This window comes from Novosphingobium sp. Leaf2 (assembly GCF_001421325.1).
GTDB lineage: Bacteria > Pseudomonadota > Alphaproteobacteria > Sphingomonadales > Sphingomonadaceae > Novosphingobium.
Window position 1 is genome coordinate 188,758 of sequence record NZ_LMJY01000016.1, and the last position, 26,398, is coordinate 215,155.

Sequence of the window (26,398 nt, forward strand, 5' to 3'; positions counted from 1 at the left end):
TGCTCGGCTGAGCGGCGGGCTTTTTTGTGTCAGCCGCTATCACCGGCTTTGCCGCGCCATGCCCTTGATAACCGCGTGCCCGAAGGCCTAAATCTGCGCGATGGCCCATGCTCTCTTCGTTCCGCTGCGCATCTTCTCCTGCTTCACCATGCTGGACGGGGCGATCGAGCCGAAGGCGATCGCCAAGCTGGCGAAAGAGCGCAAATTTCCCGCCGCCGCGATCTGTGACCGCAATGGGCTGTACGGCTCCCCCATTTTCGCAGGGGCCGCGAAAAGCGCCGGTGTCCAGCCGATCATCGGCACGTTTCTGGCGATCGCCCGCCCCGATGCGCCAGCACAAGCGCGCGACCTGCCAATCGACTGGCTGGCCCTGTTCGCGCAGGACGAGGCGGGATGGCAGAACTTGTGCCGTCACGTCAGCCGCGCGCATCTGGACCGCCCGCTGCAGCTTGATCCCCACGTCGCGCTCGATTCGCTGCGTGGCTACACGGACGGCCTGATCTGCCTGACCGGCGGCAACGAAGGCGCGCTGGCCCGGCTCTATGCCGCTGGCCGGCATGAACAGGCAGAGCGCTATTGCGACACGCTGCAATCGCTGTTCGGCGATCGCCTGTATATCGAGATCACCCGCACCGGCGAGCCGGAGGAGGACGAGAGCGAGGAGGATCTGATCGCGCTGGCCTACAGCCGTGACATTCCGCTGGTGGCGTCCAACCCCGCCCAGTTCGCCGACAAGGCGTTTCATTCCGCGCACGATGCCTTGCTGTGCATCGCCAATTCCACCCAGATCGACGCGCCAGACCGCCCGCGCTCCTCGTCCGAGCGTTGGGTAAAGCCGGCGGCGGACATGGCGCAGCTGTTCGCTGATTTGCCCGAGGCACTGGCCAACACGCTGGTCGTCGCGCAGCGGTGCGCCTTTGCCCCGCCCCGCCGCAAGCCATTGTTGCCCAGCCTTGCCGGTGACCGCGAAGGCGAAGCGCGCATGCTCGCCACTGACGCGCGGGTGGGCCTGGCGCAGCGGCTGGCGCTGTACTGGCCCGAAGTGACCGAGCAGGAACTGGCCGACGCCATGGCCTGCACCGGCGACGCCCGCCTCACCGCTTATGAGGGCTTGCGCGAAAAAGGCGTCACCGAAGATTTCCTGCAGTATGCCGAGCGGCTGGATTTCGAAGTGCAGATCATCGTGGGCATGGGGTTCCCCGGCTACTTCCTGATCGTGGCCGACTTCATCAAGTGGGCCAACGAAAACGGCATCCCGGTGGGGCCGGGCCGTGGTTCGGGCGCGGGTTCGGTGGTCGCCTGGGCGCTCACCATCACCGGGCTCGATCCGCTCAAGCTGGGGCTGCTGTTCGAACGCTTCCTCAACCCCGAGCGCGTGTCGATGCCGGACTTCGACATCGACTTTTGCGAAACCCGGCGCGGCGAGGTAATCCGCTACGTCCAGAAGAAATACGGCCACGATCACGTCGCGCAGATCATCACTTTCGGCAAGATGAAGGCCCGCGCGGTGCTGCGCGATTGCGGGCGCATCCTGCAGATGAGCTATGGCCGCGTCGATTCGCTGTGCAAGATGGTGCCCAACCATCCCACCGATCCGTGGACGCTTACCGAGACGATCCAGGGCCGCAAGGCGCACGGCGTCACCAAGGACGGCCCGATCCCGGAATTTCGCCGGGAATACGATACCGACCCCGAAGTGCGCCGCCTCGTCGATCTGGCGGTGCGGCTGGAGGGCCTGCCGCGCAATTCCTCCACGCACGCCGCCGGTGTGGTGATCGGCGATCGGCCACTGGCGCAGCTGGTGCCGCTGTATCGCGATCCGCGTTCGGACATGCCGGTCACCCAGTTCGACATGAAGTATGTCGAGGATACCGGCCTCGTCAAATTCGACTTTCTGGGCCTGAAAACACTGTCGGTGCTGCACAAGGCGGGCGAGCTGCTGGCCCGGCGCGGCATCGCGATCAACCTGGCAACGCTGGGGTGGGACGATCCGGCGGTCTACGAACTGCTCAAGCGCGGCGATACCGTGGGTGTGTTCCAGCTGGAATCGGAAGGCATGCGCCGCACCCTGGCGGCGGTGAAGCCCACCAACTTCGGCGACATCATCGCCCTCGTCTCGCTCTACCGCCCCGGGCCGATGGACAATATTCCCCTGTTCGGCCGCCGCAAGAACGGGCTGGAAGCGATCGAATACCCGCATGAAAAGCTGGCCGGCATCCTGAGCGAAACCTACGGCATCTTCGTCTACCAGGAACAGGTCATGCAGGCCGCGCAGATCCTGGCCGGCTATTCGCTGGGCGACGCCGACCTGCTGCGCCGCGCGATGGGCAAGAAGGTCCAGGCCGAAATGGACATGCAGCGCCAGCGCTTCGTCGATGGCTGCCTGACCGTGTCCGGCATCGCCGCGCCCAAGGCCAACGAACTGTTCGACTTGATCGACAAGTTCGCGGGCTACGGCTTCAACAAGTCCCACGCCGCCGCCTATGCCCTGCTGGCCTACCACACCGCGTGGTTCAAGGCGCATTACCCGCACGAGTTTTACGCCGCCGCGATGTGCTTCGACATGCACCAGTCCGAAAAACTGGCGATCTTCGTGGACGATGCACGGCGCAACGGGATCGAGCTGGCCCCGCCTGACATCAACCGGTCCGAGGCCGAGTTCATCGTCGAGGAAACCGCCGAAAGCCATGCCGTGCGCTATGCGCTGGCGGGTATCCGCAACGTGGGCGAAAAGGCGATGGACGCCATCGTCGCCGAACGCGCGGCGAACGGCCCATTCGAAAGCCTGGACGATGTGTTCCGCCGTGCCCCAGCGGGCGCGATGAACCGCCGCCAGCTCGAAAGCCTGGGCGCGGCCGGCGCGTTTGATACGCTGGAGCCGAACCGCGCCAAAGTCCTCGCGAATGCCGATACGCTGCTGGCCGAGGCTGACCGCGCCGCGCGCGAACGCCAGTCCAGCCAGGCCGGCCTGTTCGGCGGCGAGGACCACGTGGAACAAGGCCTGCGCCTGGTTGACGCAGAGCCGTGGAGCCGGGCGGACCAGATGGCGAAGGAGCGCGAGAATTTCGGCTTCTATTTCGCCGCGCACCCGGTGGAGCAATACCGCGTAGTCGCCACCGCCAACGGTGCGCGCACGTATGCCAGCCTGATGACGGGCGGCGGCGGCGGGCGCGCCGGCGCGGTGATGGCCGCAATGGTGGAAAGCGTGCAAAAACGAAAGACGCGCAAGGGCAAGGATTTCGTCGTCGCCGAATTTTCCGACCAGTCCGGTAACTTCTCCGCCTCGTGCTTCGAGGAAAGCCTGGTGGAACAGTTCGTACGCTGGGCGCGCGAGGGCACGTGCATTCTGCTCAACGTCGAACTCGATTCGCCCAGCACCGATGAGCCGCCCCGCGTTACCGTGCGCGGCGGACGGCCACTGTCCGAAGTGAAGAACAACGCGCGCATGGTCCTCACCCTCGATATCGACCGGGTGGAAGCGGTGCAGGAACTGGCGCTGCTGATGCGCCCCGGCGCACCGGGTGCGGGCGAGGTGATTGCCACCCTGCATCTGGGCGAGGGCCGCACGCAAAAAATGCGCCTTGGCCGCGATTTCGCGCTGGACGGCGACTTTGCGGAACATCTGGCAGGCATCGCAGGCATTGAAAACGTTTCGCTCACCGCCAAGCGCGGGCCGGAAGGCATGGCGCTGGCGGCGTAACCTTTGCGGCTGCCAGCGTTTTCCGGGCCGACGCGTCAGGCCCGGAAAACGCCGCGCGCGTTACTTGTCGGTGTTGACGGCATCCTTGGCGGCATCGCCGATGTTGGTCGCGGCCTTGCCCACGTCCTTGGCGGCAGAGGCGACGGCGTTGTTCTTGGCTGCTTCACTCGCCGAATTCTGGCTGAACAGATACAGGCCGCCGATCACCGCGATCAGCAGGACCACCGCCAGTACGATGCCGGTGCCACTGCCGCCCGAGCGCGTCTCATGGATCACCGTGGTGTGCGACGGTACGGCCTGCGGCGTTTCGGTCGTGGTGTAAACTTCGTCTGCCATGATTGCCTCCTCATGTCCCTGATTGATGGCGCTTAAACGCGCGGCGCGGTTACAAGTTGCCACATCCGGGCGACACACCCCCGCTCAAAGTAGGGAAAGCTGACCATCCAGCGCGGGCCGGCGAAACTGGCTGCAATCCAGCGCAACGTGCGGGCCGGTCATCCCCAGCCGGGTGGTGGCAACACGAAACCGGCGGCGCAGCAGGTCCGCCCACACGCCCTGCGGCTTCATCCGGGTGCCGAATGCGGGATCATTGTCACGCCCGCCCCGGATCGAGCGGATGGTGGCCATCACCTTCCCCGCCCGCTCGGGAAAATGCACGTCCAGCCAGGCACGGAACAGCGGCGCCACTTCGTGCGGCAGGCGCACCACGATCCAGGAGGCGGCACGGATGCCTCTGCCCGCCGCGTCCTCCAGAATGCCTTCCATGAAGCTGTCGGTTATCGCCGGGATCACCGGAGCCACACTGACATGCGCGGGGACCCCTGCCTCCGCCAGGCGGCCCAGCGCCGCCATCCGCTTGGCAGGAGACACGGCGCGCGGCTCCAGTTTGCCGGACAGGACCGGGTCCAGGCTCGTCACCGAAATACCGACATGCACCAGATTGCGCGCCGCCAGCTGCGTCAGCACATCGAGATCGTGCAACACTCGGTCGGACTTGGTGGTTATGGTAACCGGGTGGCCCACCTCCAGGCACAATTCCAGCACCTGCCGGGTGATGCGATAGCGCGCCTCGATCGGCTGGTAGGGATCGGTATTAGTGCCCATCGCCAGCGGCGCGGGCTTGTATCCGGCCTTCGCAAACGTGGTGCGCAGGATTTTCGCGGCGGTGGGCTTGGCGAACAGCTTCGTTTCGAAATCCAGGCCGGGCGACAAGTCATGATAGGCATGCGTAGGCCGGGCAAAGCAGTAGATGCAGCCATGTTCGCACCCACCGTAGGCATTGACCGACCGGTCGAACGGCACATCGGGTGAGGTGTTGAATGACAAGATGGTGCGCGGGTGCAGTTCGGTGACGGTGGTGCGCAGGCGGGCCTGCGGACCGTCCACTGCCTCGCGATGATCCAGCCAGTCGCCATCGTCCTCGCTTGCCGGCAGGTTGAAACGTGTGCTGACCTGATTGTGCGTCGCCCCGCGACCGGAAGGATTCGCCATGCCGCAAAAGAACATATATAGAACATAAACACAAGCCCGAGCGTGCTCCCGTCAAAAGCGTTAACGGGTCGCCCTTGGTAGGCGGGCATGCTTGGGGTAGATGCGCAAGCAACGGTGAGAATCGCACACAGCATCGCTCAGAAAAGGCATCAGCTTGGAATCCGAAGTCCCCGCCGCGCACGTCTGGAAGCCGGAACATCTGCGGCTTGCGGTAAATGCCGCCGGCGTTGCCCTGTGGGCCTGGAACGTTGAAACCGATGCGTTCACCATGGACGAGCGCGGGTTCGCGCTATGGGGCCTGGCCTGGCGCGAGACGGTGACGTTCGAGGAACTGTCCGCGCATATCCATCCGGCGGACCGGGACCGGGTGCGCTCCGCCTTCGAGGCGACGCGGGCAATCCAGGGGCGCTACGAGACCGATTTCCGGATCAACGTGGGTGATGAAATCCGCTGGATCTCCGGGCGCGGCCAGGGAGACGATGTGGGCATGGTCGATGGCACCATGTTCGGCATCTTCCTGGACGTAACCGGGCGCAAGAATGCCGAGGAAGGGCACGAACTGCTGGCCGGCGAGATGAGCCACCGGGTGAAGAACCTGATCACCATCGCTACCGGCCTCACCGCGATCACCTCGCGCGCTGCCGCCAGCACGGTGGACATGGCGCGCGAACTGACCGAGCGCCTCTCCGCGCTGGGCCGGGCGCACGATCTTGTCCGCCCGCTGCCCAACAACCAAGGCAAGGCCGCGCTGCTGGGGGACCTGCTGACGGTGCTGCTGGCCCCCTATGACGATCTGGGCGCATTCAAGGGCCGCATCCGGGTGGCGGTGGACCGCATGGGCGTGGGCGAAGGCGCAGCAACGGGGCTGGCGCTGGTAATCCACGAACTGGCGACCAATTCGATGAAGTATGGCGCGCTGTCCGACCCCGGCGGTACGCTGGACCTTTCCACCGCAGATGCTGGCAACGACATCGTGCTGACCTGGGTGGAGACGGGCGGTCCAAAGGTCCTGATGCCAGAGGCAGAGGAAGGCTTCGGCAGCAAGCTTGTGCGCCGCAGCGTGGCGGGCCAGCTGGGCGGATCGATCAGCTACGCCTGGGAAGAAACCGGGGTCGTCGTGACCTTGCGGATGGATCGCAAGCGGCTGGCCACCTGACGCCCTGCCCGCGTCAGTTCGCCGTCAGCGGGTCTCGACCGACGCGGACGTCACCGTCTGCGGTGAAATCCATGATCACGTCCTGTGAAGCGTCGTAGCGCGGCCAGGGCGGCATCTTGCGATTGTCCGGCTTACCCGTCTTCGCAAACGCCACCAGCGCATCGCTGATCATATCCCCCACGTGATTGTCGCGCGCGGTGGTCTTGTCACCATACTTGATGGCCTGGGTGTCGAAAAAGAACGGGATGTCGGTGGCGTGCTGCGCGCCCTTCGCGTCAAGCGACGAGGCGACATAGGAAAAGCGATAGGCGTAGACCGGCACGCCCGCCGTCGCCAAAGCTGCGGCTACATCGCGCCCGCCCTTGATCATCGGCCCTTGCGCGCCGCCCATGTCCGCATCGGTGGCTCCGATCATCACCGGCACGTGCGCGAACGCCCCGCCCTTGTAGGCCCGGATCGGATTGATCACGATGCGCCCATCCACGAAGGGCGAGGAAAACGGCGGTCGCTTGCCGCCGAACAGCGCCATCAAGTTAAGGTCGCCGACGACTTTGTCTGCCGGCAGCGCCCGCAGCTTTGCCAAGGCCTGCGGATCATTTGCGGAGATCCCCACCGAGGCGGCGAACGCCTCACCGGTCTTTTCGGCATCCTTGATCGTACCGGCGGACATGGTGTTGCCATCGGAGCCGGACATCACGACGGCGCGGCTGAACAACCCTTGGCTCAGCGGCGAAGTCATCAGCATGTGCACTGACATGCCGCCTGCGCTTTCACCCGCAATTGTCACGTTCGCGGGGTCGCCGCCGAACGCGGCGATATTGTCATGCACCCACTTGAGCGCGGCAATCTGGTCAAGCGTACCGTAATTGCCCAGCAGCCCGCCATCGCCTTTCGCGGCGCTGAGCGCGGGATGCGCGAACGTGCCGAACCGCCCGAGGCGGTAGTTGAAGCTGACGACCATCACCCCCTTCTTGGCGAGTTGCGCGCCCGAATACGTAGGCGGTGACGAGCCGCCGTTCACAAACCCGCCGCCATAGATCCACACGATCACCGGCAGTTTGGCTGCTCCGCCCTGCGGCTTCCAGACGTTGGTGTAGAGGCAATCTTCGGACGGCGGCGTACCCAGCGGCGCGGCATCGCCGCCGAACGGCTTTTGCATGCAGTCATGCGCATAGGCATCGGCCTGCCGGACGCCCTGCCACGCCCGCGCGGGCTGCGGCGCCCGCCAGCGCAGATCGCCCACTGGCGGCGCGGCGAACGGGATGCCCTTGAAGCTCACCACGCCGTGATCGACCTGACCCGCGACTTTCCCGGACGTCGTGGCCACCACCGGCACGTCGGCCAGAGCGGATCCGCAGCCCGAAAGCGTGAGTGCGGCGGTAGAGAGGGCAACGATCAGATGGCGCATGGAATTTCCCGTACTCGACCGCAAGCTGCAGCGGCAGTGATGGCGATGATCGTATGATACTATCCGGGTGTGGACCAATAGCGGCCGGCCCGGGTCCGACACGCGGATACACCCGGCCCGGCAGGCGCCCCGGATGCGACGTTAGGCGGCGTGGAGCAGCGCCTCGATATCCTTGGCCATGGCTTCCGGCTTGTCGGTCGGCGCGAACCGGCGCACGACCTTGCCATCCCGGCCGATCAGGAACTTGGTGAAGTTCCACTTGACCGCCTTGGACCCCAGCACGCCGGGCGCTTCGGTTTTGAGCCAGTCAAACAGCGGAGCGGTATGCGCACCGTTCACGTCGACCTTGCCCATCAGCGGGAACGACAAACCGAAGTTCACTTCGCAAAACGAGGCGATCTCGTCAGCGTCACCGGGCTCCTGGTGGCCAAACTGGTTGCAGGGAAAGGCGATCACTTCGAACCCGCGATCGCGGTAGCGCTGCCACAACGCCTCAAGCCCCTTGTATTGCGGGGTGAAGCCGCACTTGCTGGCGGTGTTGACCACCAGCACGACCTTACCCAGCCGGTCCGCCAAGCTGGTCGTCTCGCCATTGGGCAGGGTAGCGGTGAAGTCCGCGATCGTGCGGGGGCTGGAGCTCTTGCCGGACGTCGCGTCAAAGGTCATGGCGCGGGGAAATCGTCGCGGCGGCGCAGGCGGCGGATTTCGGCGATGTTCAGCGTGTGGTCGCCGTCCTTCTGGATGGCGTAATCTTCCTGCTTTTCCTCGGGCAGGCTGACGACGTAGCGGATCAGGTCGGCCACGGTGCCGCGCCGGATCGTCATCAGGTTGTGGAACAGCCCGCCGCCATCGGCGCACTTGTGCAATTCGGCGGTATCGTCCCAGCCGAAGCTTTGCGCAGGTGTGTCACCGGAATCAATGGTGGACGGAGTTTCGCTCATTGGGCGCTGTCCTTCTTTGTTCAAACTTACACATTCGATGTGGGAAGCCAAAACCGCAAGGTCAACACAGGTTCCCTTGCGCGATTACTTCAAAATTCCATCGTGCAGCCGCACAACGCGGTCCATCGCGGCGGCCAGTCGCTCGTTATGGGTGGCGACCAGCGCGGCGCTGCCTTCGCCCCGCACCAGCGACAGAAACTCGCCGAACACCCGGTCCGCCGTCGCCTCGTCAAGATTGCCGGTGGGCTCGTCCGCCAGCACCAGATGGGGCCGATTGGCGAGCGCGCGGGCCACTGCGACGCGCTGCTGTTCGCCGCCGGACAGCTTGCTGGGGCGGTGCTCCAGCCGCTGGCCAAGGCCCAGCGCCGTGAGCAGTTCGCGGGCGCGCTCTTCGCAGGCGGGCCGCTGCTTGCCGGTGATGAGCTGGGGCAGCACCACGTTTTCCAGCGCGTTGAAATCGGGCAGCAAGTGGTGGAACTGGTAGACGAAGCCGATGTGATCGCGGCGCACCGCGGCCCGGCTGTCCTTGCCCAGCGCGCTCGCGTCGATCCCGGCAATCTCGATGCGGCCGCCAAAGCCGCCTTCGAGCAGCCCGATCGCCTGCAGCATGGTCGACTTGCCGGAGCCTGAGGGGCCTAGCAGCGCCACGATTTCGCCGGGCCGCACATCCAGGTTGACGCCGCGCAGCACGTCGATGCGCACCCCGCCCTGCTCGAAGCTGCGGGTCACGTCGGTCAACCGCACTACCGGCGCGGTGGTGGCGATGTCATTCATAACGCAGCACCTGCACGGGATCGGTGCTCGCCGCCTTGTAGGCCGGATAGAGCGTGGCAAGGAAACTGAACACCAGCGCCATCACGCTGATAATGGTGATCTCCACCGGATCGGAGCGCGACGGCAGTTCGGTGAGGAAGCGGATCGAGGGGTCCCACAAGTTCTGGCCGGTCACGATCTCCACCGCGTGGACGATCGGCTGGCGGAAGAACAGGAAGATGAAGCCCAGCGCCAGCCCCGCCAGCGTGCCCGCCGCGCCGATGCAGAAGCCCGCCGTCACGAAGACCTTGAGCAGCGATCGACGCGTAGCCCCCATCGTGCGCAGGATCGCGATGTCGCGGGTCTTGGCACGCACCAGCATGATCAGCGAGGACAGGATGTTGAACACCGCCACCAGCACGATGATCGACAGCACCACGAACATCGCCACCCGCTCCACCGCCAGCGCCTCGAACAGCGAGGCGTTCATCGCTTTCCAGTCGGTCACCGTGGCACGGCCCGACAACTGGCGCGCCAGCGGGCGCAGGTATTCGTCGACCCGGTCCGGGTTGGCAGTGGTCACCTCGATCATGCCGATGGAATCGCCCGTCAGCAGCAGCGTCTGCGCTTGCGGGATGGTCATGACGACGTAGCTCTTGTCGAAATCGTAGATGCCGATCTCGAAGATCGCGGCGATGCGGTAAGCGATCTGGCGCGGTACCGTGCCGAACGGGGTGGCGCGTCCCGCCGGATTGATGATGGTGATGACATCCCCCACTTGCGCGCCCAGGTTTTCGGCCAGCTGCGATCCGATCGCCACGTTCTCGGTGCCCGGCTGCACTTGTGCCAGGTCGCCCGCCTTCACCTTGGATTTCAGCGCGCCGATATCCTGCGCGGTGTTGCCGCGCGTCAGGATCGCCTCCACCCGGCCGTTGAACGTCACCAGCAGCGGCTGCTCGATCAGCGGCGATGCCTTGGTGACACCCGGCGTAGCCCGCGCATCCTTCAGCACGTCCTGCCAGTCGTCCATCCGCCCCCCGTAGGCCTGGATTATCGCATGACCGTTGAGGCCCACGATCTTCTCGAACATCTCGGCGCGAAAGCCATTCATCACGCTCATCACGATGACCAGCGCGGCAACGCCCAGCATCACCGCCACCAGGCTGATGCCGGCGACGAGCGCGATGAACCGCTCCCCTTTGCCGGGCAGCATGTAGCGCTTGGCGATCGTCCATTCGAAAGGGGTGAGGATCAAGGGCGACCGGTCCGTCTGCAGGCGGGATAAAACACGCCCGGCCTTAGGATGACGCGCGCGCGCTGGCAAGCTGGGTGGCCTGGCGGAAACGCGCTCTTTTGCGTCAGCGGGCAGCTGACCGGTCAACCGAGCGACAGGCCAGGCAGCGCCTGCGCAGCGCAGGCATCATTTTACGGGCCGATCCTTCACATCGCGCCAGTGATTATGCGCGACGCGGTACACTGGCGCCGCGCAGCAGGTGCATTGCCCCACGAAGGAAATTCCGTCCCACTTCACCTCCCGGCGGCGGGGTGCGTGCCGGTTGATTCGGCACAGAAGCGGCTGGACGGTCAAAAGGCGCACGTGAATGTCCCCAGCATGCATAAAAGCGCATGCACAAAAGCGAAGTTGTGAGTTGCTGTCTAGCTATTGGCTATGATCACTATCGCACATATCATGCAAGATTATTGCAAGTCGATTGCAAAAATGAGGCGCACCCGCATTCACGGGCGGGCGTCGATCCGCATGCGAACGCGCTTCGCGCTGTGAACGCGGTATCCTTGCAGCAGCGAAGCGGCGTGCGCGGATATTGCACAGCTTTGATCCATCACTTTTTTCCGGTTCCAGCCAAGACGCGCTGTCCATGCGCTGCATCGACCCTTTGGCCTCCACCGCCGTCATCGATACGTCACGCCAGCGCTGTAAATTTTATGGACGCTTCCATCCATCGCACAGCACCACCCTTGCCCCTTGCTTTTCCACGCAATCGCAGCCAAAGGCCCGATGCGTTTTGACGCGGCAGCGGGCTGGACGAAACCATGAACATGACACACCCCTTTCGCGATTCCGATGGGGACAAGCTGCACGAAGAGTGCGGTATTTTCGGCGTGATCGGTGCCAAGGAAGCGGCGGCGATCACGGCGGCCGGTCTCCATTCGCTGCAGCATCGCGGGCAGGAGGCGGTGGGCATCACCAGCTTCTCGGGCTCCGAATTCCATTCCCACCGCGGCCTTGGCCACGTGGCGCAAGTGTTCCGCCCCAAGGAACTGGACACCCTGCCCGGCCTCATGGCGTCGGGCCATGTGCGTTATGCCACCACCGGCGGCTCTGGCCTGCGCAACGTGCAGCCGCTGTTCGCCGACCTGGCTGATGGCGGGTTTTCCATCGCCCACAACGGCAATATCTCGAACGCGATGACGCTCAAGCGTGATCTGGTGTCGAAGGGCTCGATCTTTCAGTCCACGTCCGACACCGAAGTGATCATCCACCTCGTCGCCACCAGCCGCTATCCCACGATGCTGGATCGCTTCGTCGATGCCCTGCGCATGGTCGAAGGCGCGTACTCGCTGATCTGCATGACCCGTGAAGGCATGATGGTGTGCCGCGATCCGCTGGGCATCCGCCCGCTGGTGATGGGCCGCATCGGCGATGCCATCGTGTTCGCCAGCGAAACGGTTGCGCTGGACATCGTGGGGGCGGAATTCATCCGCACGATCGAGCCGGGCGAACTGGTGCAGGTCGATCACAAGGGCATCATTTCCAGCCACCGCCCGTTCGGCAGCCCGGCTCCGCGCCCCTGCATTTTCGAGCATGTCTATTTCTCCCGGCCCGATTCGGTGATGGACGGCCGCTCGGTCTATCAGGTGCGTAAGCAGATCGGCGTCGAACTGGCGCGTGAAGCCCATGCCGATGCCGACGTGGTGATCCCGGTGCCGGACAGCGGCGTGCCAGCGGCGATCGGCTATGCCCAGCAGTCCGGCATCCCGTTCGAACTGGGCATCATCCGCTCGCACTATGTGGGCCGCACCTTCATCCAGCCCGGCGATGCGGCGCGCCATGCAGACGTCAAGCGCAAGCACAACGCCAACCGCGCGGTCGTGGAAGGCAAGCGCATCGTCCTCATCGACGATTCGATCGTGCGTGGCACCACGTCGAAAAAGATCGTCGAGATGATGCGCGATGCGGGCGCTGCCGAAGTGCACATGCGCATCGCCAGCCCGCCGACCGAACATTCGTGCTTCTACGGCGTCGATACGCCCGAGCGGTCGAAGCTGCTGGCCGCAACGATGGACTGCGAGGCGATGGCCGAGTTCATCCAGGCTGACAGTCTGGCGTTCGTTTCGATCGATGGTCTGTATCGCGCGGTGGGCGAGGAAAGCCGCCGCAAGACCTGCCCGCAGTTCTGCGATGCGTGCTTCACCGGCGATTATCCCACCAAGCTGACCGACTTCACCGATCGCTTCCCGGTCAAGCTCAACGCGGCATGAGCGGAGCGTTCGAAGGACAAGTCGCGCTCGTCACCGGCGCCAGCCGGGGTATCGGCGCGGCGACAGCGATGGCGCTCGCGGCCAAGGGCGCCCACGTGGTGCTCACCGGGCGTGATACCAAGGCGCTGGAAGCGGTGGAGGAAGCAATCTTCCAGGCCGGCGGCGCGGCCACCATCGCGCCGGTCGATCTGGTGGAGCCCGATGGGATCGCCCGGCTCGCCACCGCCATCCAGCAGCGCTGGGACAAGCTGGACATCCTGGTCATCAACGCGGCGATCCTGCCCGAGCTGACCAGCATTGCCGATATCGACCAGCGCGTGTTCAACAAGGCGCTGACCACCAACGTGCTGGCAACGCAGGCCCTGATCGCCAATTTCGACGGCTTGCTGAAGAAAAGCCCCGATGCCCGCGTGATCGGCATGACCACCACGGTCGCCCAGTCGCCCCGCGCGTTCTGGGGGGCGTATGGCGCCACCAAGGCCGCATTCGAAGTGCTGCTGGACTGCTACGCGCAGGAAACCCGCAACATCGCAAAGATCCGGGTCGCCATCGTCAATCCCGGCGCCACCCGCACCGCGATGCGCGCCCGCGCTTATCCGGGTGAGCCGCCCGCCTCGGTCAAGCCGCCCGAAGTGGTGGCGGATCGGCTGGCCGCGCTGCTGGGCGAAAGCTTCGAAACCGGGCACCGGGAAACTGTTAACCAACTGCCGTAACCTGGAAATAACTCCGAAGCGGGACACTTTGCCCCAAGCAGGCGTTTGCTAACGTCATAACGCGGAAGAGGTGCCCATGGTAGATACGCAGCAGGAACGCTACGCGGCAGCGGCGCAGGAAGATCGCAGCGCCGTGCGCAATCGCATATCGATCCCTGCCACGCTGCGGCCCTCAGGCTCGAAAAGCCTGCAGACTGCCGTGCGCGATCTCTCCCTGTCCGGGTTTTCCGCCACCGCGATGAGCCAGATCGCGCCGCGCACTTTGTGCTGGCTCACCCTGCCGGGCCGCGAAGAGGCGCTACAGGCCAAAGTGGTGTGGTGGGATAACGGGCTGGTGGGCTGCGCGTTCGAACGCCTGCTGGAGCCTGACGAACTGGATGCCGTGATAACACGGTGGGCCAGCGACCGGCGCGGCGCGCGCTGAGTTTCAGTGGGGCATGGTTTACGCCGGGGCTTTAACCAGCGTGACTTGCGCAACATCGATCCCGCCGCCCAGAAAACCGCCCTCGCAATACATCAGGTAGTACCGCCACAGGCGCACGAACCGCTCGTCGAACCCTGCCGGCAATCGCCCTTCCTCCACCGCAAGGTCGAAGTTCACCCGCCATGCGCGCAAGGTGCGGGCATAATGCTGCCCGAAGCCGACGCGGTCTTCCCACGCCAGGCCGCGCTCGCCGGCCAGTGCGGCAAATTCGCTTTCCTTGATCAGCATCCCGCCGGGGAACACGAAAGTCTGGATGAAGTCGGCGCTGCGGGCATACTGCTCGAAGATCGCATCGGGCATCGTGATCAGCTGCAAGGCCGCCCGTCCACCGGGCTTAAGGTTGCGGGCGATGCAATCCAGGAAATCGGGCCAGTAAGCCCGGCCAACCGCCTCCACCATCTCCACCGACGCGATGGCATCGTACTGGCCCTGAACGTCGCGGTAATCGCGTTTGAGGAACGCCACGCCACCGGCATCGCGCGTGGACCAGCGGGTTTGCGCATAGGCAAGCTGTTCGTCGGACAAACTGATCGCGTCGACATGCGCATCGGCGCTGCTGGCGATGAAGGCTGCCAGGGTGCCCCAGCCGCAGCCGATTTCCAGCACGCGCCCGCCGGGTTTCAGCGCCAGGCGATCGAAAATGGCGCCCACCTTGGTCGACTGGGCCACGTCCAGCTCCGTCACGAACTGGGTGAACGCGCTGGGCCCATCGGTGGGGGCATCGTAGATCGCGCTGGAATACAGCATCGTCTCGCCCAGCCACTGCTCGTAGAAATCGTTGCCCAGATCGTAATGCACATGGATGTTGCGCAGCGCGCCGGAGCGGGTGTTGCGGCGCATGGCGTGGATGGCGCGGGTGATCATCCGCCACGGCCCGCGTGAACGGGCGACGTCGCCGAGCGCCACCGCGTTGTCCATGAACAGGGCGAACAGCGGCACCGGGTCCGGGCTTTCCCATTCGCCCGCATCCCACGCCTGATACCAGCCGACCGAGCCCGAGGTGGCAAGGCGCAGCAGGGCGCGCCAGCTGCGCAGGTTGACGATGGCATCGAAGCCCGGCTGCCGCCCACCCAGCATCCGGGTCTCACCGCCCGGCAGCGTCGCCAGGATGGAGCCGCGCACCAGCCCGCGATCGATGCGATCGAGCATTCGGTGCACCCCGCCCGACCACAAGCGCGCCAGCCACTGGGGCCCGACGCCGATCGCACGGCCACCTTCTACGAGTTCCCCGCCCCTGCCCGGTACTTGCGCGTTCATGGCGACGATATGGACTCGAAACCGGTCATGGGCAATCATCCAAACGTGTGTCAGCCGCCCTTGGCATCGCGATAGGCGGACAGTGCACGCTCACGCGCCTCGCGGTGTTCGATGATCCGGGGGGGATAGCTATCCGGCCGGCAATCTGGCGCGGGATCGTGGATTTGCGCGTCGGAAAGATCTTTCAGTTCGGGCACCCATTCCCGGATGTACCCTGCGGCGTCAAACTTGTCCGACTGCGTTAGCGGTGCCATGATCCGCACGAACATGTTGGAATCGATGCCCGATCCCGCCGTCCACTGCCAGTTCACCGCGTTGCTGCCATAATCGGCATCGACCAGGGTATCCCAGAACCAGCGCTCGCCCGCGCGCCAGTCGATCAGCAGGTGCTTGATGAGGAAGCTGGCGGCGATCATGCGCACCCGGTTGTGCATCCAGCCGGTGTGCCACAACTGCCGCATCCCGGCATCGACAATGGGATAGCCGGTGCGCCCCTGCTGCCACGCCGTGAAGTCTTTCGCGGAGGTGCGCCACGGAAAATCGCCAAACGGATCGCGCGCCGATGTGCCGCCATAGTCCGGGTATTGCAGGATCACGTTCTGCGCATAATCGCGCCAGCCCAGCTCGCCCAAGAACGTATCGACCGAGCCGCCCGCATCGGCCACCGCATGCCATGCCTGCGCCGCCGAAATCTCCCCGAAATGCAAGTGCGGCGACAGCATCGACGTGCCCTCGACGCTGGGCAGATTGCGCTTCGCCTCATACGCGGACGCCTTGTCTGCAAAGGCACGCAGGCGCTTATGCGCGCCTTCCTCGCCAGGATGCCAGGTATCGCGCATGCCGCCCGCCCAGTCCGGCTTGGTGGGCAGCAGGCCCCAGTCCTCCAGCGCGTCCGACTTTGGCCACTGGGATGGCGCATCGAGCTTGTGGGGGCGGCGATGCGGCGCGGGTGGCGGCATCCGTTCCTTCAGCGCGCGCCAGAACGGGGTGTAGATCTTGTACGGCGCACCGCTGCCGGTTGTCACCGACCCGGGCGGGGCAAGGTAATTGCCGTGATGCAGGTGCAGCGTCAGCCGCTTGCCGACCGCCTTTTCGGCATTGCGCCACCACGGCTCGTAATGGTGCACGGCGTGAACTTCGCTGGCTCCGGTCTCGCGGGCAAGCTTCGCCAGTTCCTCGTCGGTACGACCGCGCCGCAGGATCAGCCGCGATCCCAGTGCGCACAGCTCCGTGTCCAGCGCTTTGAGCGAATGGTGCAGCCACCAGCGGGAGGCCGCCCCCATCGCCCGGTGCTTGGGCGTTTCATCGTCGCAGATGTAGACCGGGATCACCGGGCCCTTGCCGGCGGCGTGCGCGAAGGCGGGTTGATCGGACAAGCGCAGATCGCGCCGAAGCCAGACGATGACGGGAGAATCCATGAGGTGCGCAACGTCCTTTGTGCACGCGCGTTCCCCAGCGATGACACCACGCCCGCCAGAATTCAGGATCAACCCGCGCCACGCCGTTGTGTCTGCGGCGCTGTGCTGGCTCGGCTTTGCAATCGTGGCGTGGGCGGTGCACACCGGTCACGCGCAAACTCTGGATGATACCGGGCTGCTGTTCTGGCGCAACGATACGCTTGCGCCCAAAGGCTCCACCGCGCTGCTCGAAGCGGTGCGCGATGTGACGGCGCTGGGCGGCGTGGTACTGCGCAACCTGTTCGCGATCGGCGCGGTGGTGGCGCTGGTGTTCATGGCGCGGCGACGGGAAGCGGCGCTTTTCGCGTTGACCATCGTGTCGGGCTGGCTGGTCAACAGCGCGATCAAGGCGCTGGTCGCCAGGCCCCGGCCCCAGATCGTGCCGCATCTGACCGAAGCGGGCGGCAACAGCTTTCCCAGCGGCCACAGCTTCAATTCCGCCGTGGTTTATATCGCCATGGCACTGGCGTTCGCGGCCTTGAGCCCGCGCGCGTCGGTGCGCCATACGCTGATCGGCGTGGCGGCGCTCCTCACCCTGGTCATTGCGTGGAGCCGGGTTTGGCTGGGCGTCCACTGGCCAAGCGACGTGACCGCAGGCTGGCTGGGCGGCGCCGGCTGGGCGCTGCTGGCCAGCGCGCTGCTGCACCGGCCCGCGCAAGTCACCGCCAGCGCGATCGAAACGCTTACCGAGCCGGACAGCCCGGCCGGCTGAGCGGCACCGTGGCCGAAGCGGTGAAGCTGCCTGCGGTGGGCACATCGCGATACCGTGCGTCGGCAAAGGTGACCGTGGCAGTGCATCCGCGCGGATCCACCTGCGCCATCGGCATTTGCGACCACGCCAGGAATTTCTCTACCTGCGGCGTAGCGCGCGCGGCTCGCTGGACAACGGGGTTGGCCATGTTGTCCGCCCGCCCAGCGCCGGTTGGCGTTACGGTGGCGGCGCTGTGCAGCGGGTCATAGCGCCCCCAGAACATCTGTCCGTCCTGCCGCCACACCATCGCGCGGCGCCAGAAGGCAAGAGGCTCCGGGCCGGCGAACACGCGGTCGGGCCTGCCAGGCGTTGCGTTCCAGGCCAGCGTCGAAATTCCGATGTTGAGCGCAATGAACGCGATCACGCCGGCCAGCGCCGCGATCGCCGGCCCGCCCGAACGCCGCCGTCGCGCCTGCCAGATCCCCGCGCCCAGCGTCGCCAGCAACCAGGGCGATACGATGAACAGGCCATCGGTATGAAACCACCGCGCACTCGCCAGCGAGAACAGCTGCACCGCATAGGTGTTCTGCAGATCGAGCAGCGGATGTGTCAACGCGCCCAGATAGCACAGCGCCACCAGCCAGCCGGCGTGCATCGGCAGCCCGCTTTTGAACACCGCCCCGCGCCGCATGTGCCAGCGGTCCAGCAGCCACAGCAACGCGGCCAGCAGCGGCGGCATCAGCAGCACCCCGCCGACAAGGCCATGCGTAAAGCCGCGATGCATCGCCAGCGGCGCCCACGGCGACCAGCCGAAGAACACGTCGATGTCCGGCATGTTGGCGGCCAGCACGCAGGCCGCCAGCCCTTTGCGGGTGCGGCGCTTCAGGCCGGTTTCGGCCAGCGCCCAGCCCACCAGGCTGTGCGTGATGTTATCCATGGGATACAGCGATCGTCATGCCGCGCCTATCGCCAGCGGCCACGCGCAACGCAAGCGGCAATACAGCCAGAACGGCGATCCGGGCCGTCCGCCGAAATCGCTTCCGTCCGTCGCAACGTTAACGCTCTCCTGCGAAAGACCTGCTACCTGCCCCTCCAAACGCGCTTCGTTGTTGTGGAGCCGAAAGCCCGCCCGCTAAAACCGGGGCCATGAACGACGCCCGGGGCGAGTCGCACCAGCGACCGTCCCCGCAACCTGGACACTCACGAACCGATGAACGATTTTACGTCCCTGCCTTATCGCCCGTGCGTGGGCGTGATGCTGGTCAATGCTGACGGCAAGGTGTTCGTAGGCAAGCGTATCGACACGCGGGAGGGGGACTGGTGGCAGATGCCCCAAGGCGGCGTGGACAAAGGCGAAGACCTGCGCGACGCCGCGCTGCGCGAATTGTGGGAGGAAACCGGCGTCACCGAAAAGCACGTCAAGCTGCTGTCGCAAACGCGCGAGGAACTGCTTTACGACCTGCCGGAGGAACTGGTTGGCAAGCTGTGGAAGGGCAAATACCGCGGCCAGCGCCAGACCTGGTTCCTCGCCCGGTTCGATGGCTCGGACGACGATGTGCGACTGGACGCGCACAAGCCGGCGGAGTTCTGCGACTGGAAATGGATCGAGGCGGAACTGCTGCCCGAGCTGATCGTCCCCTTCAAGAAACGCGTCTACCGCGCCGTTCTGGAAGAATTCCGCGCTTTGATTTGAGCGCAGCAGGGAGAATTTGGTTTGGGTAGAAGGTATCTGTCGTGCGGCACCTTAAGCCCCGAACAAACTCTCCGTTCACACCCCGTAGCCGGTCGTTCCACACCGGACTCAGCACTCCCAAAACTTGCTATTCGTGATGCAAAAATCAAAAGTTTTGCATCAGGCAGCGACGATTGGCTGACGGCAATTTACGGGCGTCAGAACGCTGGACGCGCCAGCGCCTTGAGCTTCAGTCTTGTACGCTCTTGCGCAACGACATCGTTCACCTTGCCCCTGAATCCCTCGGGATTGGCAATGAGCGCCAACAGAGGCGCGGCACGTCCGGTGACCCTGTCATCAGTCAGGCCATGCAGGAAGGTGCCTGCTTCTTCGAAGCTGCCGATCAGTCCCGAGGCGATTCCGGCTTCGTAACCCCACCAGCTGGGTGCCATCCTCTCAGGGCTACTTCGGGCACGTTCGATGACGAAATCGGCGATCATCTCGAAGGATGCAAACTGCTCATCCATCGCCAGGGCATTTGCGCGCGCTGTCTTGGCGATCTCGCCGGCCGCGCTTCTAAACTGGTCTTCGGTCTCAAACTCCGCATAGCAGTTCGATGAGACGGCCTCATTGAAGCTCATGAAACCAGCATCCACCCAGAGCCAGTGAGCCGCGTTCATTAGAGATACGCTCTTGGACCATCTGCTTGGCGTAAACTCCACCACGTTGAGCCACGAGCCACGATCTGCAAGCCACAGTCGAGATTGACCCTTCTGACGAAAACCGAGCGAAGCTAGCTCGGTTTTCGCAGCGGCAGCGATGATCCTGCTGTGCGTGTCGCTCATGCAGACATTGCTACCGCAGCAACGCCTGCTTTCCACGAACTTTTCGCGTCCATGATGCAAAATTCACAGGTTTCGCATCGACCAATGAACGACGGAAAATTGCGTTATCCGCCGATGCAAAAATCTGATGCGTTTTTACGCTGGCATCCGGTGTCGGCTTTTCCGTGGTGATGTCTCGAACGCCGCCGAGCCGCTCCCCGCCAAAAGCGCCGCTCACGGAACCCTTGGGCAAACCCGTTTCTGCCGCCCGTCCAGCCCTGCCTGACCGACCCGCGCACCCAAACCCAATCGCCGTGTATCAGTTTTCCGACGTTGCCGGCTTGGGCTGTTGCGGCGGGGCTTCTGCGGTGGCAACGCGGGGGGCCGGGCGGGCGGCGATGGCGCTGGCCAGGGTGCGCGTTTCGGCGCAGTCCTTGCCGCATAGCGATTCCAGCCGCGCCAGGCTGCGGCCGGCCTTTTCGGTCGCGCCCTTTTCGGCCAGTGCCAGGCCTTCGCCCGTCACAGCCGCCAGGTTGCGCGGATCACTGGCAAGGGCGACGCGATAGTAATGCAGCGCCTTGCCCTGCAGCCCTTCGCGCCGCGTAGCGTCGGCCAGCGCGAGCACCACGGTAACGCTGCCGGGATCGACCGTCAGCGCGGATTCGTACGCGTCGATCGCGGCGTTCAGGTTGCCCGCCGATTGCGCCGCGCGGCCCTGCTCCAGCAGCGCGACGGTGCGCGGATCAAGCTGTTCGGGCGGTTGCGAAAGCAGGACACTGGAAGACGTGGCGGCAAAAAGGGAAAGGGCAACGGCAACAGGCGTATAACGCATCAACAGGTCCTTGGCCGAGGTCTTCGTCCTCATCATGCCGGTAACGCTATCACAGCCGATTGAACCGCGCGACGAAAAATCCGTCCGTTCCATCGTGATGCGGAGACAGCCGCCAGCCCGGCCCGCGCGGGATCCCGGCAGGCAGCGCGGGCGCCTGCGCGCGGAAATCCGGGTGGCGCGCCAGAAACGCATCGGCCTGGCCTGCGCCCTCTTCGTCCAGCAGCGAGCAGGTGACGAACACCAGCCGCCCGCCGGGCCGCACCAGCGATGCAGCAATGTCCAGCAGGCGGGACTGGATGGCGACGTAGCGATCGAGGATCGGCCCGGTCAGCCGCCAGCGCGCTTCGGGGTTGCGCCGCCAGGTGCCGGTGCCCGAACACGGCGCATCGACCAGCACGGCATCCGCCTTGCCTGTGAAGCGGGCAAGCGCCTCCCTCTCGCGGTTGGCATCGAGCAGCACGGTCTCGATGATGGTGGCCCCGGCACGCTGCGCGCGCGGCGGCAACCGGGAAAGCCGCGCGCGGTCCGCATCACTGGCGATAAGCGTGCCCCGGTTGCCCATCGCGGCGGCCAGCGCCAGCGTCTTGCCGCCGGCCCCGGCGCACAAATCGATCACGGTTTCGCCCGGCTGCGCGTGCAATGCCTCGCATGTCAGCTGCGAGCCGGTATCCTGCACCTCGATCGCGCCAGCGGCATAGGCGGCGCACTGTTCGATGCGGGTTTCGGGTGCGAACCGCCATCCGTGCGCAGCGACCGTGCGCTCGCCCCCCTCCGGCAGTTCCACGTTCGCCGCCTTGAGCGTGTTCACGCGCACGTCCAAAGGCGCGCGGTCCAGCAGTGCGGCGGCCTGGGTGTCGTCGATGCCGCTATCGGCCAGACGCGCCATCAGCCAGCGCGGCGCGATGCCGCCTGACGCAACCGTCTCGTCCGAGGCAATGGGCGCAGGCGCGTGGCGCGAACCATCGAACAAGGCGGCCAAATCGGCATCGTCCGCCGCGACCCGGAGCATCGCGGCGCGGCCGCTTTCCGGGATTTCCCCGCAGGCGCGGATTGCGCGGTAGGCCAGTTCGCGCACCGCCCGGCGATCCGAGCTGCCCGCCCAGCGGCGGGTGCGGAACCAGTCGGCAATCAGGCGATCGGCGGGCGCGCCGTTGGTGCGCGCAGCCGCGATGATGAGGTCCAGTACCTCGATCGCAGCCTGCACGCGCGCAGCCGGCGTCATCGTGCGGGCGCCTTTGCCGCAGGCCAGCCCAAGCGCTTAGCGTGTAGGATAGTTCGGCGCCTCGCGCGTGATCGTCACGTCGTGAACATGGCTTTCGCGCAGGCCTGCGCCGGTGATGCGGATGAACTTCGAGTTCTTGCGCAGATCCTCGATCGTGGGCGAGCCGGTGTAGCCCATCGCCGCCTTGATGCCGCCGACCAGCTGGTGGATCACGTCCTTGGCCGGGCCCTTGTATGCCACCTGGCCTTCGATGCCTTCAGGCACCAGCTTCATCTGGTCCTTGATGTCACCCTGGAAATAGCGGTCTGCCGACCCGCGACCCATCGCGCCGACCGAGCCCATGCCCCGGTACGACTTGTAGGCCCGGCCCTGATACAGGAACGTTTCGCCCGGCGCTTCCTCGGTGCCGGCCAGCATAGAGCCGACCATGATGGTGGAGGCCCCGGCGGCCAGCGCCTTGGCCGCATCGCCCGAAGTGCGCAGGCCGCCATCGGCGATCACCGGAATGCCGGATTTTTCCGCTTCCTCTGCCGCTTCCATCACGGCGGTGAGCTGCGGCACGCCAACGCCGGCAACGATGCGCGTGGTGCAGATGGAGCCGGGCCCGATGCCCACCTTCAAGCAATCCGCGCCGGCATCGATCAGCGCACGCGCCGCCTCTGCCGTGGCGATGTTGCCCGCCACCACCTGGGCGGAGTTGGACAGCTTCTTCACCCGCTCCACCGCCAGCGCGACATCGCGGTTGTGGCCGTGGGCGGTATCGATCACCACCACGTCGCATTCGGCAGCCAGCAGCGCCTCGGTACGCTCGAACCCCTTGTCGCCCACCGTGGTCGCCGCCGCAACGCGCAGGCGCCCGGCTTCGTCCTTGGTGGCATTGGGGTAGGTGACGGCCTTTTCGATGTCCTTGACGGTGATCAGGCCCACGCAGCGGAAGCTGTTGTCCACCACCAGCAGCTTTTCGATGCGCCGCTGGTGCAGCAGGCGGCGCGCCTCGTCAGACCCGACGCCGACCTTCACCGTGGCCAGATCTTCGTGTGTCATCAGTTCGCGCACCGGCTGGGCGGCATTGTCGGCAAAGCGCACGTCGCGGTTGGTGAGGATGCCCACCAGCTTGCCGGACGCCTCAACCACCGGGATGCCGCTGATCTTGTTGGCCATCATCAGCGCCCGGGCCTCGCCCAGCGTGGCGTCAGGCGAAATGGTGATGGGATTGACGACCATGCCGCTTTCGAAGCGCTTGACCTGCCGCACGGCGGCCACCTGCTCCTCGATCGTGAGGTTGCGGTGCAGCACGCCGATGCCGCCCATCTGCGCCATGACGATCGCCATGTCCGCTTCGGTGACGGTATCCATCGCCGAGGATATGACCGGGATGTTCAGCCGGATCGAGCGGGTGAGCATCGAGGAGGTGTCGGCCTGCGTGGGCACGATATCGGACTTCGCCGGGCGCAGGAGGACGTCGTCGAAAGTGAGTCCGAGTTGGATGTCCATGTGCGCCACCGATGCCTTCAAGGGGAGATTCGTGGCGGCCCATGTAATCAAAGGGGGCCGCAAGGGCTAGGGCCTGATGTGCATCAATTTCATATGAGGCTGGTAGACGCCCGGAGCGCTCAGCGGGGCACCGTGGATTTGCGCGCGGATTTCGCCGCAACCGGCACCGCGCGGGTATCGGCGAACCAGCGCCCCAGCGCGGTGAGCAGGCGCACGTCATCCGCTGCGCCGCCCAGTTCCATCGGCTGGGCCAGATCGTCTGCCGGCTTGTGATACGGGCCGGCGAAGAACGCGCGCATGCGCCCCATGTCGCCATAGGCGGTGGTGACCATTACCGTGGGAATATCGTGCTGCAGCAGCGCCCAGCCGTCCTGGCGCTTCACATAGTCCTGCGCGTCGCCGTCCTGCGCCATGCGGAAACCGTTCTGCCGGGCAACGCGGGTAATGTCCTTGTCCAGCCCGGTCAGCCCCCGCCCGACAATGGCGATCGGCGTGCCGGCAGGCGCGATGGCGACCGAATCGATGTTGAACGCGGCGACGATCCGCTCGGGCGGGAGCGGCGGATTGTCGGCAAAGGCATGCGCGCCCAGCAGGCCGAGTTCTTCTGCGGTGGTGGCCAGGAAATACACGTCGCGGTCCATCTGCGGACCGCGTGACAAGCGGCGCGCCACTTCGGTCAGCGCCGCCACGCCGCTGGCGTTGTCAACCGCGCCATGACAGATCACTTCGGCGGCTGGGGCCTGCCCGCACTCCCCGAAATGATCCCAGTGCGCAACGAACAGCACCGCGCCGGCCTGACGGTTGCGGCCCGGCAGCTTGCCGATCAGATTGTGCGTGCGGATCGTGGTTTCGTGGGTCGTCGCCTCCAGCGTGGCGTTCACGTCCAGCACGATCGGCGTAAAATCGACTTGCGCAGCGGCGTCTTCCAGCGACGCCAGGGTCTGCCCGGTGCCCTTCAGCAACGTTTCCATCGTAGCGCGCCCGATGAACGCCTCAAGATCGCCGCCAAGCGAATCCTCGGACAAGGCATAGCCCGCCCGGCGGCGCTTGCGCACCACGTCCTCCAGCGTGCGCGGCCCGTCCAGCACGGTTAGCACAGCGGACGCGCCTTGGGTCAGCAGATCGTTCTGGCGCGCGCTGTCAGGCGTATCGCCATCCAGCACCACGGCCACCCGGCCCGCCAGTTCGGTGCGGCTGAAATCCTGACGGCGCGCCTTGCCCACGAACAGCAGCGGGGCATTGCGCACCATGCTGCGCTTCCCCGAAGTCAGCACCAGCACATCGCCCGGCGCCACCAGCATCCGCTGCCCGCGCCGCGTGAACTGCGCGGAGCCTTGCGCCGGTTCGCGCGCGACGATGTTCACGGGGGCAAACCACTCGTTGCCGGGATCGTTGGTGCCGGACACCAGCCCGATGTCGAACCACTGACGCGCCAGATACCGCAAGGTCCTGGCCTCGCCGTCCGTCCCCGGCTTGCGGCCATCGAAGGCGTCGCTCGCCAGCACCTCGATATGCTGGCGCAACTGCTGTTCCAGATCGCGGTCGGCACGGCTGATGGCTCCGGCCGGGATCGCGGGAACGGCCAGCATGGCGCACAGCACCGCCGCCCCGATCATCCTTGCCCGTGTTGCCCAAACGCCCGCCTGCATGGTTTGACACCTATACGACGCGCTTGCGCTCGCAATTGGAATTCTTCGCTTATCGCTCCGATCATACCGTTTTTGCCGATCGCTCCCGATCTGGCGCAGCACAGCCACACTGTGCCCTTGCCGGAACACGCGCCGGCTTGGCGCATTGATCGCGGCAGGGCACACGGCGCTTTCGCGCAACAGGGAGGGATACCGCGATGCGGCTAGACGATTTCGACCCCGACAATATCCGGGTTACGCAGGGCGGCAGCGGCGGAGGCGGCGGGTTTCCGTTCGGCGGCGGCGGCAAACTGGGCTGCGGCGGGCTGGTGATCGTGCTGATCGGGGCGCTGGTGTTCGGGGTCGATCCCGGCCAGATGCTCGGCTCGCTGGAAGGCGTGCAAACGCAGCAGGCGCCGGTTACCGCCCCGGCGCAAGGGCCGCAGAATGCCGAACAGCTGTGCCGCGCCAACGCCTATGCGCTGGAATCGTGCAACGCCCTCAGCTCTCTCAACAAGACCTGGCAGCCGCAATTTCAGAAGGCGGGCATCGCGTTTCAGCAGCCCACGCTGACGTTCTATTCCGGCGGTACCAACAGCGGCTGCGGCGCGGCGCAAAGCGCGATGGGGCCGTTCTACTGCCCGGCGGACCAGGGCATCTACATCGACACCAGCTTTTACGACCAGCTGGACAAGCAGCTTGGCGCCAAGGGCGATTTCGCCCGGTATTACGTGATCGCGCATGAATACGGGCACCATGTCCAGCACCTGACCGGCGTTGACGCGCAAGTGCGGCAGGCCCAGCAGCAAAATCCCTCGCAGGCCAACGCGCTGCAGGTGAAGATGGAGCTGCAGGCCGATTGCTATGCCGGCGTATGGGCAGGCAAGAACCGCAACCTGATCGAGCCGGGCGACATGGAGGAAGGCTTGACCGCTGCCAGCGCCATCGGTGACGATACCTTGATGAAGAACGCGGGCGAGGCAGTGAACCGCGAAAGCTTCACCCACGGCTCCAGCGCCGAGCGCGTCAGCTGGCTCAAGCGCGGGCTCGACAGCGGGAACGAGGATGCCTGCGATACGTTCAGCTGAATGAAAGGTGCCCTTTGAGGCGGCTGGCGACAGCGGGCACGGTTTCACATGGACCTGCAGGGAGAACGACGATGCGCCGCAAGGCT

Annotated in this window: 24 protein-coding genes; 8 read left to right on the forward strand and 16 right to left on the reverse strand. The window is 65.5% G+C overall.

Annotation, left to right across the window (positions count from 1 at the left end; translation table 11 throughout):
- Nucleotides 1-100: 100 nt before the first annotated feature.
- Nucleotides 101-3,700, forward strand: a complete 3,600-nt coding sequence (dnaE, locus tag ASE49_RS10300; protein WP_056771513.1) for a DNA polymerase III subunit alpha — start codon at nucleotides 101-103, stop codon at nucleotides 3,698-3,700.
- A 60-nt stretch (nucleotides 3,701-3,760) separates the two neighbouring features.
- Here dnaE and ASE49_RS10305 read toward each other — a convergent pair whose 3' ends face one another.
- Nucleotides 3,761-4,036: a hypothetical protein gene (locus ASE49_RS10305; RefSeq protein WP_056771516.1), complete on the reverse strand. Its 276-nt coding sequence runs from the start codon at nucleotides 4,034-4,036 to the stop codon at nucleotides 3,761-3,763.
- A gap of 84 nt (nucleotides 4,037-4,120) precedes the next feature.
- The gene (locus ASE49_RS10310; RefSeq protein WP_056771519.1) at nucleotides 4,121-5,191 is read right to left on the reverse strand and encodes a PA0069 family radical SAM protein; all 1,071 of its coding nucleotides are present in this window, start codon (nucleotides 5,189-5,191) and stop codon (nucleotides 4,121-4,123) included.
- Between the two features lie 154 nt (nucleotides 5,192-5,345).
- Between ASE49_RS10310 and ASE49_RS10315 the strand changes: the two genes are divergently transcribed.
- Entirely contained in the window at nucleotides 5,346-6,347 is a 1,002-nt protein-coding gene (locus ASE49_RS10315) for a sensor histidine kinase (protein WP_056771521.1), read from the forward strand.
- A gap of 13 nt (nucleotides 6,348-6,360) precedes the next feature.
- Here ASE49_RS10315 and ASE49_RS10320 read toward each other — a convergent pair whose 3' ends face one another.
- The 5 genes from ASE49_RS10320 to ASE49_RS10340 form a co-directional block, all read right to left on the reverse strand.
- The gene (locus tag ASE49_RS10320; RefSeq protein WP_082456399.1) at nucleotides 6,361-7,755 is read right to left on the reverse strand and encodes a carboxylesterase/lipase family protein; all 1,395 of its coding nucleotides are present in this window, start codon (nucleotides 7,753-7,755) and stop codon (nucleotides 6,361-6,363) included.
- Nucleotides 7,756-7,896: 141 nt separating this feature from the next.
- Nucleotides 7,897-8,421: a glutathione peroxidase gene (locus ASE49_RS10325; RefSeq protein WP_056771523.1), complete on the reverse strand. Its 525-nt coding sequence runs from the start codon at nucleotides 8,419-8,421 to the stop codon at nucleotides 7,897-7,899.
- Nucleotides 8,418-8,696 (reverse strand): hypothetical protein, encoded by a 279-nt coding sequence (locus tag ASE49_RS10330; protein WP_056771526.1) that lies wholly within the window; start codon nucleotides 8,694-8,696, stop codon nucleotides 8,418-8,420. The genes ASE49_RS10325 and ASE49_RS10330 overlap by 4 nt, the downstream gene beginning before the upstream one ends.
- 84 nt (nucleotides 8,697-8,780) lie before the next feature.
- Nucleotides 8,781-9,470, reverse strand: a complete 690-nt coding sequence (locus ASE49_RS10335) for an ABC transporter ATP-binding protein (protein WP_056771529.1) — start codon at nucleotides 9,468-9,470, stop codon at nucleotides 8,781-8,783.
- Complete coding sequence (locus ASE49_RS10340) at nucleotides 9,463-10,704, reverse strand: lipoprotein-releasing ABC transporter permease subunit (protein ID WP_056771532.1); 1,242 nt, start codon at nucleotides 10,702-10,704, stop codon at nucleotides 9,463-9,465. The genes ASE49_RS10335 and ASE49_RS10340 overlap by 8 nt, the downstream gene beginning before the upstream one ends.
- A 797-nt stretch (nucleotides 10,705-11,501) precedes the next feature.
- On the opposite strand from ASE49_RS10340, the gene purF reads away from it, so the two are divergent.
- From purF to ASE49_RS10355, 3 genes are all read left to right on the forward strand, one after another.
- Nucleotides 11,502-12,950 (forward strand): amidophosphoribosyltransferase, encoded by a 1,449-nt coding sequence (gene purF, locus ASE49_RS10345; RefSeq protein WP_056771534.1) that lies wholly within the window; start codon nucleotides 11,502-11,504, stop codon nucleotides 12,948-12,950.
- Nucleotides 12,947-13,663, forward strand: coding sequence for an SDR family NAD(P)-dependent oxidoreductase (locus ASE49_RS10350; RefSeq protein ID WP_056771537.1), 717 nt, complete (start codon nucleotides 12,947-12,949; stop codon nucleotides 13,661-13,663). The genes purF and ASE49_RS10350 overlap by 4 nt, the downstream gene beginning before the upstream one ends.
- A gap of 76 nt (nucleotides 13,664-13,739) precedes the next feature.
- Complete coding sequence (locus ASE49_RS10355) at nucleotides 13,740-14,087, forward strand: PilZ domain-containing protein (protein WP_056771540.1); 348 nt, start codon at nucleotides 13,740-13,742, stop codon at nucleotides 14,085-14,087.
- Nucleotides 14,088-14,105: 18 nt separating this feature from the next.
- Here the strand turns inward: ASE49_RS10355 and ASE49_RS10360 are convergent, their stop codons facing one another.
- Entirely contained in the window at nucleotides 14,106-15,404 is a 1,299-nt protein-coding gene (locus ASE49_RS10360; protein ID WP_056771543.1) for an SAM-dependent methyltransferase, read from the reverse strand.
- A 50-nt stretch (nucleotides 15,405-15,454) separates the two neighbouring features.
- Nucleotides 15,455-16,822: a cryptochrome/photolyase family protein gene (locus tag ASE49_RS10365; RefSeq protein ID WP_056771546.1), complete on the reverse strand. Its 1,368-nt coding sequence runs from the start codon at nucleotides 16,820-16,822 to the stop codon at nucleotides 15,455-15,457.
- 40 nt (nucleotides 16,823-16,862) lie between these two features.
- On the opposite strand from ASE49_RS10365, the gene ASE49_RS10370 reads away from it, so the two are divergent.
- Entirely contained in the window at nucleotides 16,863-17,573 is a 711-nt protein-coding gene (locus ASE49_RS10370; RefSeq protein ID WP_056771548.1) for a phosphatase PAP2 family protein, read from the forward strand.
- Here ASE49_RS10370 and ASE49_RS10375 read toward each other — a convergent pair.
- A complete protein-coding gene (locus tag ASE49_RS10375) occupies nucleotides 17,545-18,489 on the reverse strand; it encodes a metal-dependent hydrolase (RefSeq protein WP_056771551.1) in 945 nt (314 codons plus the stop codon). The two genes, ASE49_RS10370 and ASE49_RS10375, sit on opposite strands and share 29 nt — an antisense overlap.
- A 273-nt stretch (nucleotides 18,490-18,762) precedes the next feature.
- Between ASE49_RS10375 and ASE49_RS10380 the strand changes: the two genes are divergently transcribed.
- Nucleotides 18,763-19,245, forward strand: coding sequence for an RNA pyrophosphohydrolase (locus ASE49_RS10380; protein WP_056771554.1), 483 nt, complete (start codon nucleotides 18,763-18,765; stop codon nucleotides 19,243-19,245).
- Between the two features lie 197 nt (nucleotides 19,246-19,442).
- Here the strand turns inward: ASE49_RS10380 and ASE49_RS10385 are convergent, their stop codons facing one another.
- The 6 genes from ASE49_RS10385 to ASE49_RS10405 all read right to left on the reverse strand — a co-directional run bounded on the left by ASE49_RS10385 (nucleotide 19,443) and on the right by ASE49_RS10405 (nucleotide 25,245).
- A complete protein-coding gene (locus tag ASE49_RS10385) occupies nucleotides 19,443-20,069 on the reverse strand; it encodes a hypothetical protein (protein WP_156370261.1) in 627 nt (208 codons plus the stop codon).
- A gap of 10 nt (nucleotides 20,070-20,079) precedes the next feature.
- Nucleotides 20,080-20,286, reverse strand: coding sequence for a hypothetical protein (locus ASE49_RS18225; RefSeq protein ID WP_156370263.1), 207 nt, complete (start codon nucleotides 20,284-20,286; stop codon nucleotides 20,080-20,082).
- Between the two features lie 81 nt (nucleotides 20,287-20,367).
- On the reverse strand, nucleotides 20,368-20,880 hold the full coding sequence (locus ASE49_RS10390) for a tetratricopeptide repeat protein (protein WP_235522933.1): 513 nt from the start codon (nucleotides 20,878-20,880) through the stop codon (nucleotides 20,368-20,370).
- Between the two features lie 49 nt (nucleotides 20,881-20,929).
- Nucleotides 20,930-22,102, reverse strand: coding sequence for an RsmB/NOP family class I SAM-dependent RNA methyltransferase (locus tag ASE49_RS10395; protein WP_056771564.1), 1,173 nt, complete (start codon nucleotides 22,100-22,102; stop codon nucleotides 20,930-20,932).
- Nucleotides 22,103-22,138: 36 nt separating this feature from the next.
- Complete coding sequence (gene guaB / locus ASE49_RS10400) at nucleotides 22,139-23,596, reverse strand: IMP dehydrogenase (protein ID WP_056772335.1); 1,458 nt, start codon at nucleotides 23,594-23,596, stop codon at nucleotides 22,139-22,141.
- Between the two features lie 119 nt (nucleotides 23,597-23,715).
- Nucleotides 23,716-25,245, reverse strand: a complete 1,530-nt coding sequence (locus ASE49_RS10405; RefSeq protein WP_056771566.1) for a M28 family peptidase — start codon at nucleotides 25,243-25,245, stop codon at nucleotides 23,716-23,718.
- Between the two features lie 197 nt (nucleotides 25,246-25,442).
- Between ASE49_RS10405 and ypfJ the strand changes: the two genes are divergently transcribed.
- The gene (gene ypfJ, locus ASE49_RS10410) at nucleotides 25,443-26,312 is read left to right on the forward strand and encodes a KPN_02809 family neutral zinc metallopeptidase (RefSeq protein ID WP_056771568.1); all 870 of its coding nucleotides are present in this window, start codon (nucleotides 25,443-25,445) and stop codon (nucleotides 26,310-26,312) included.
- Nucleotides 26,313-26,398 lie beyond the last annotated feature (86 nt).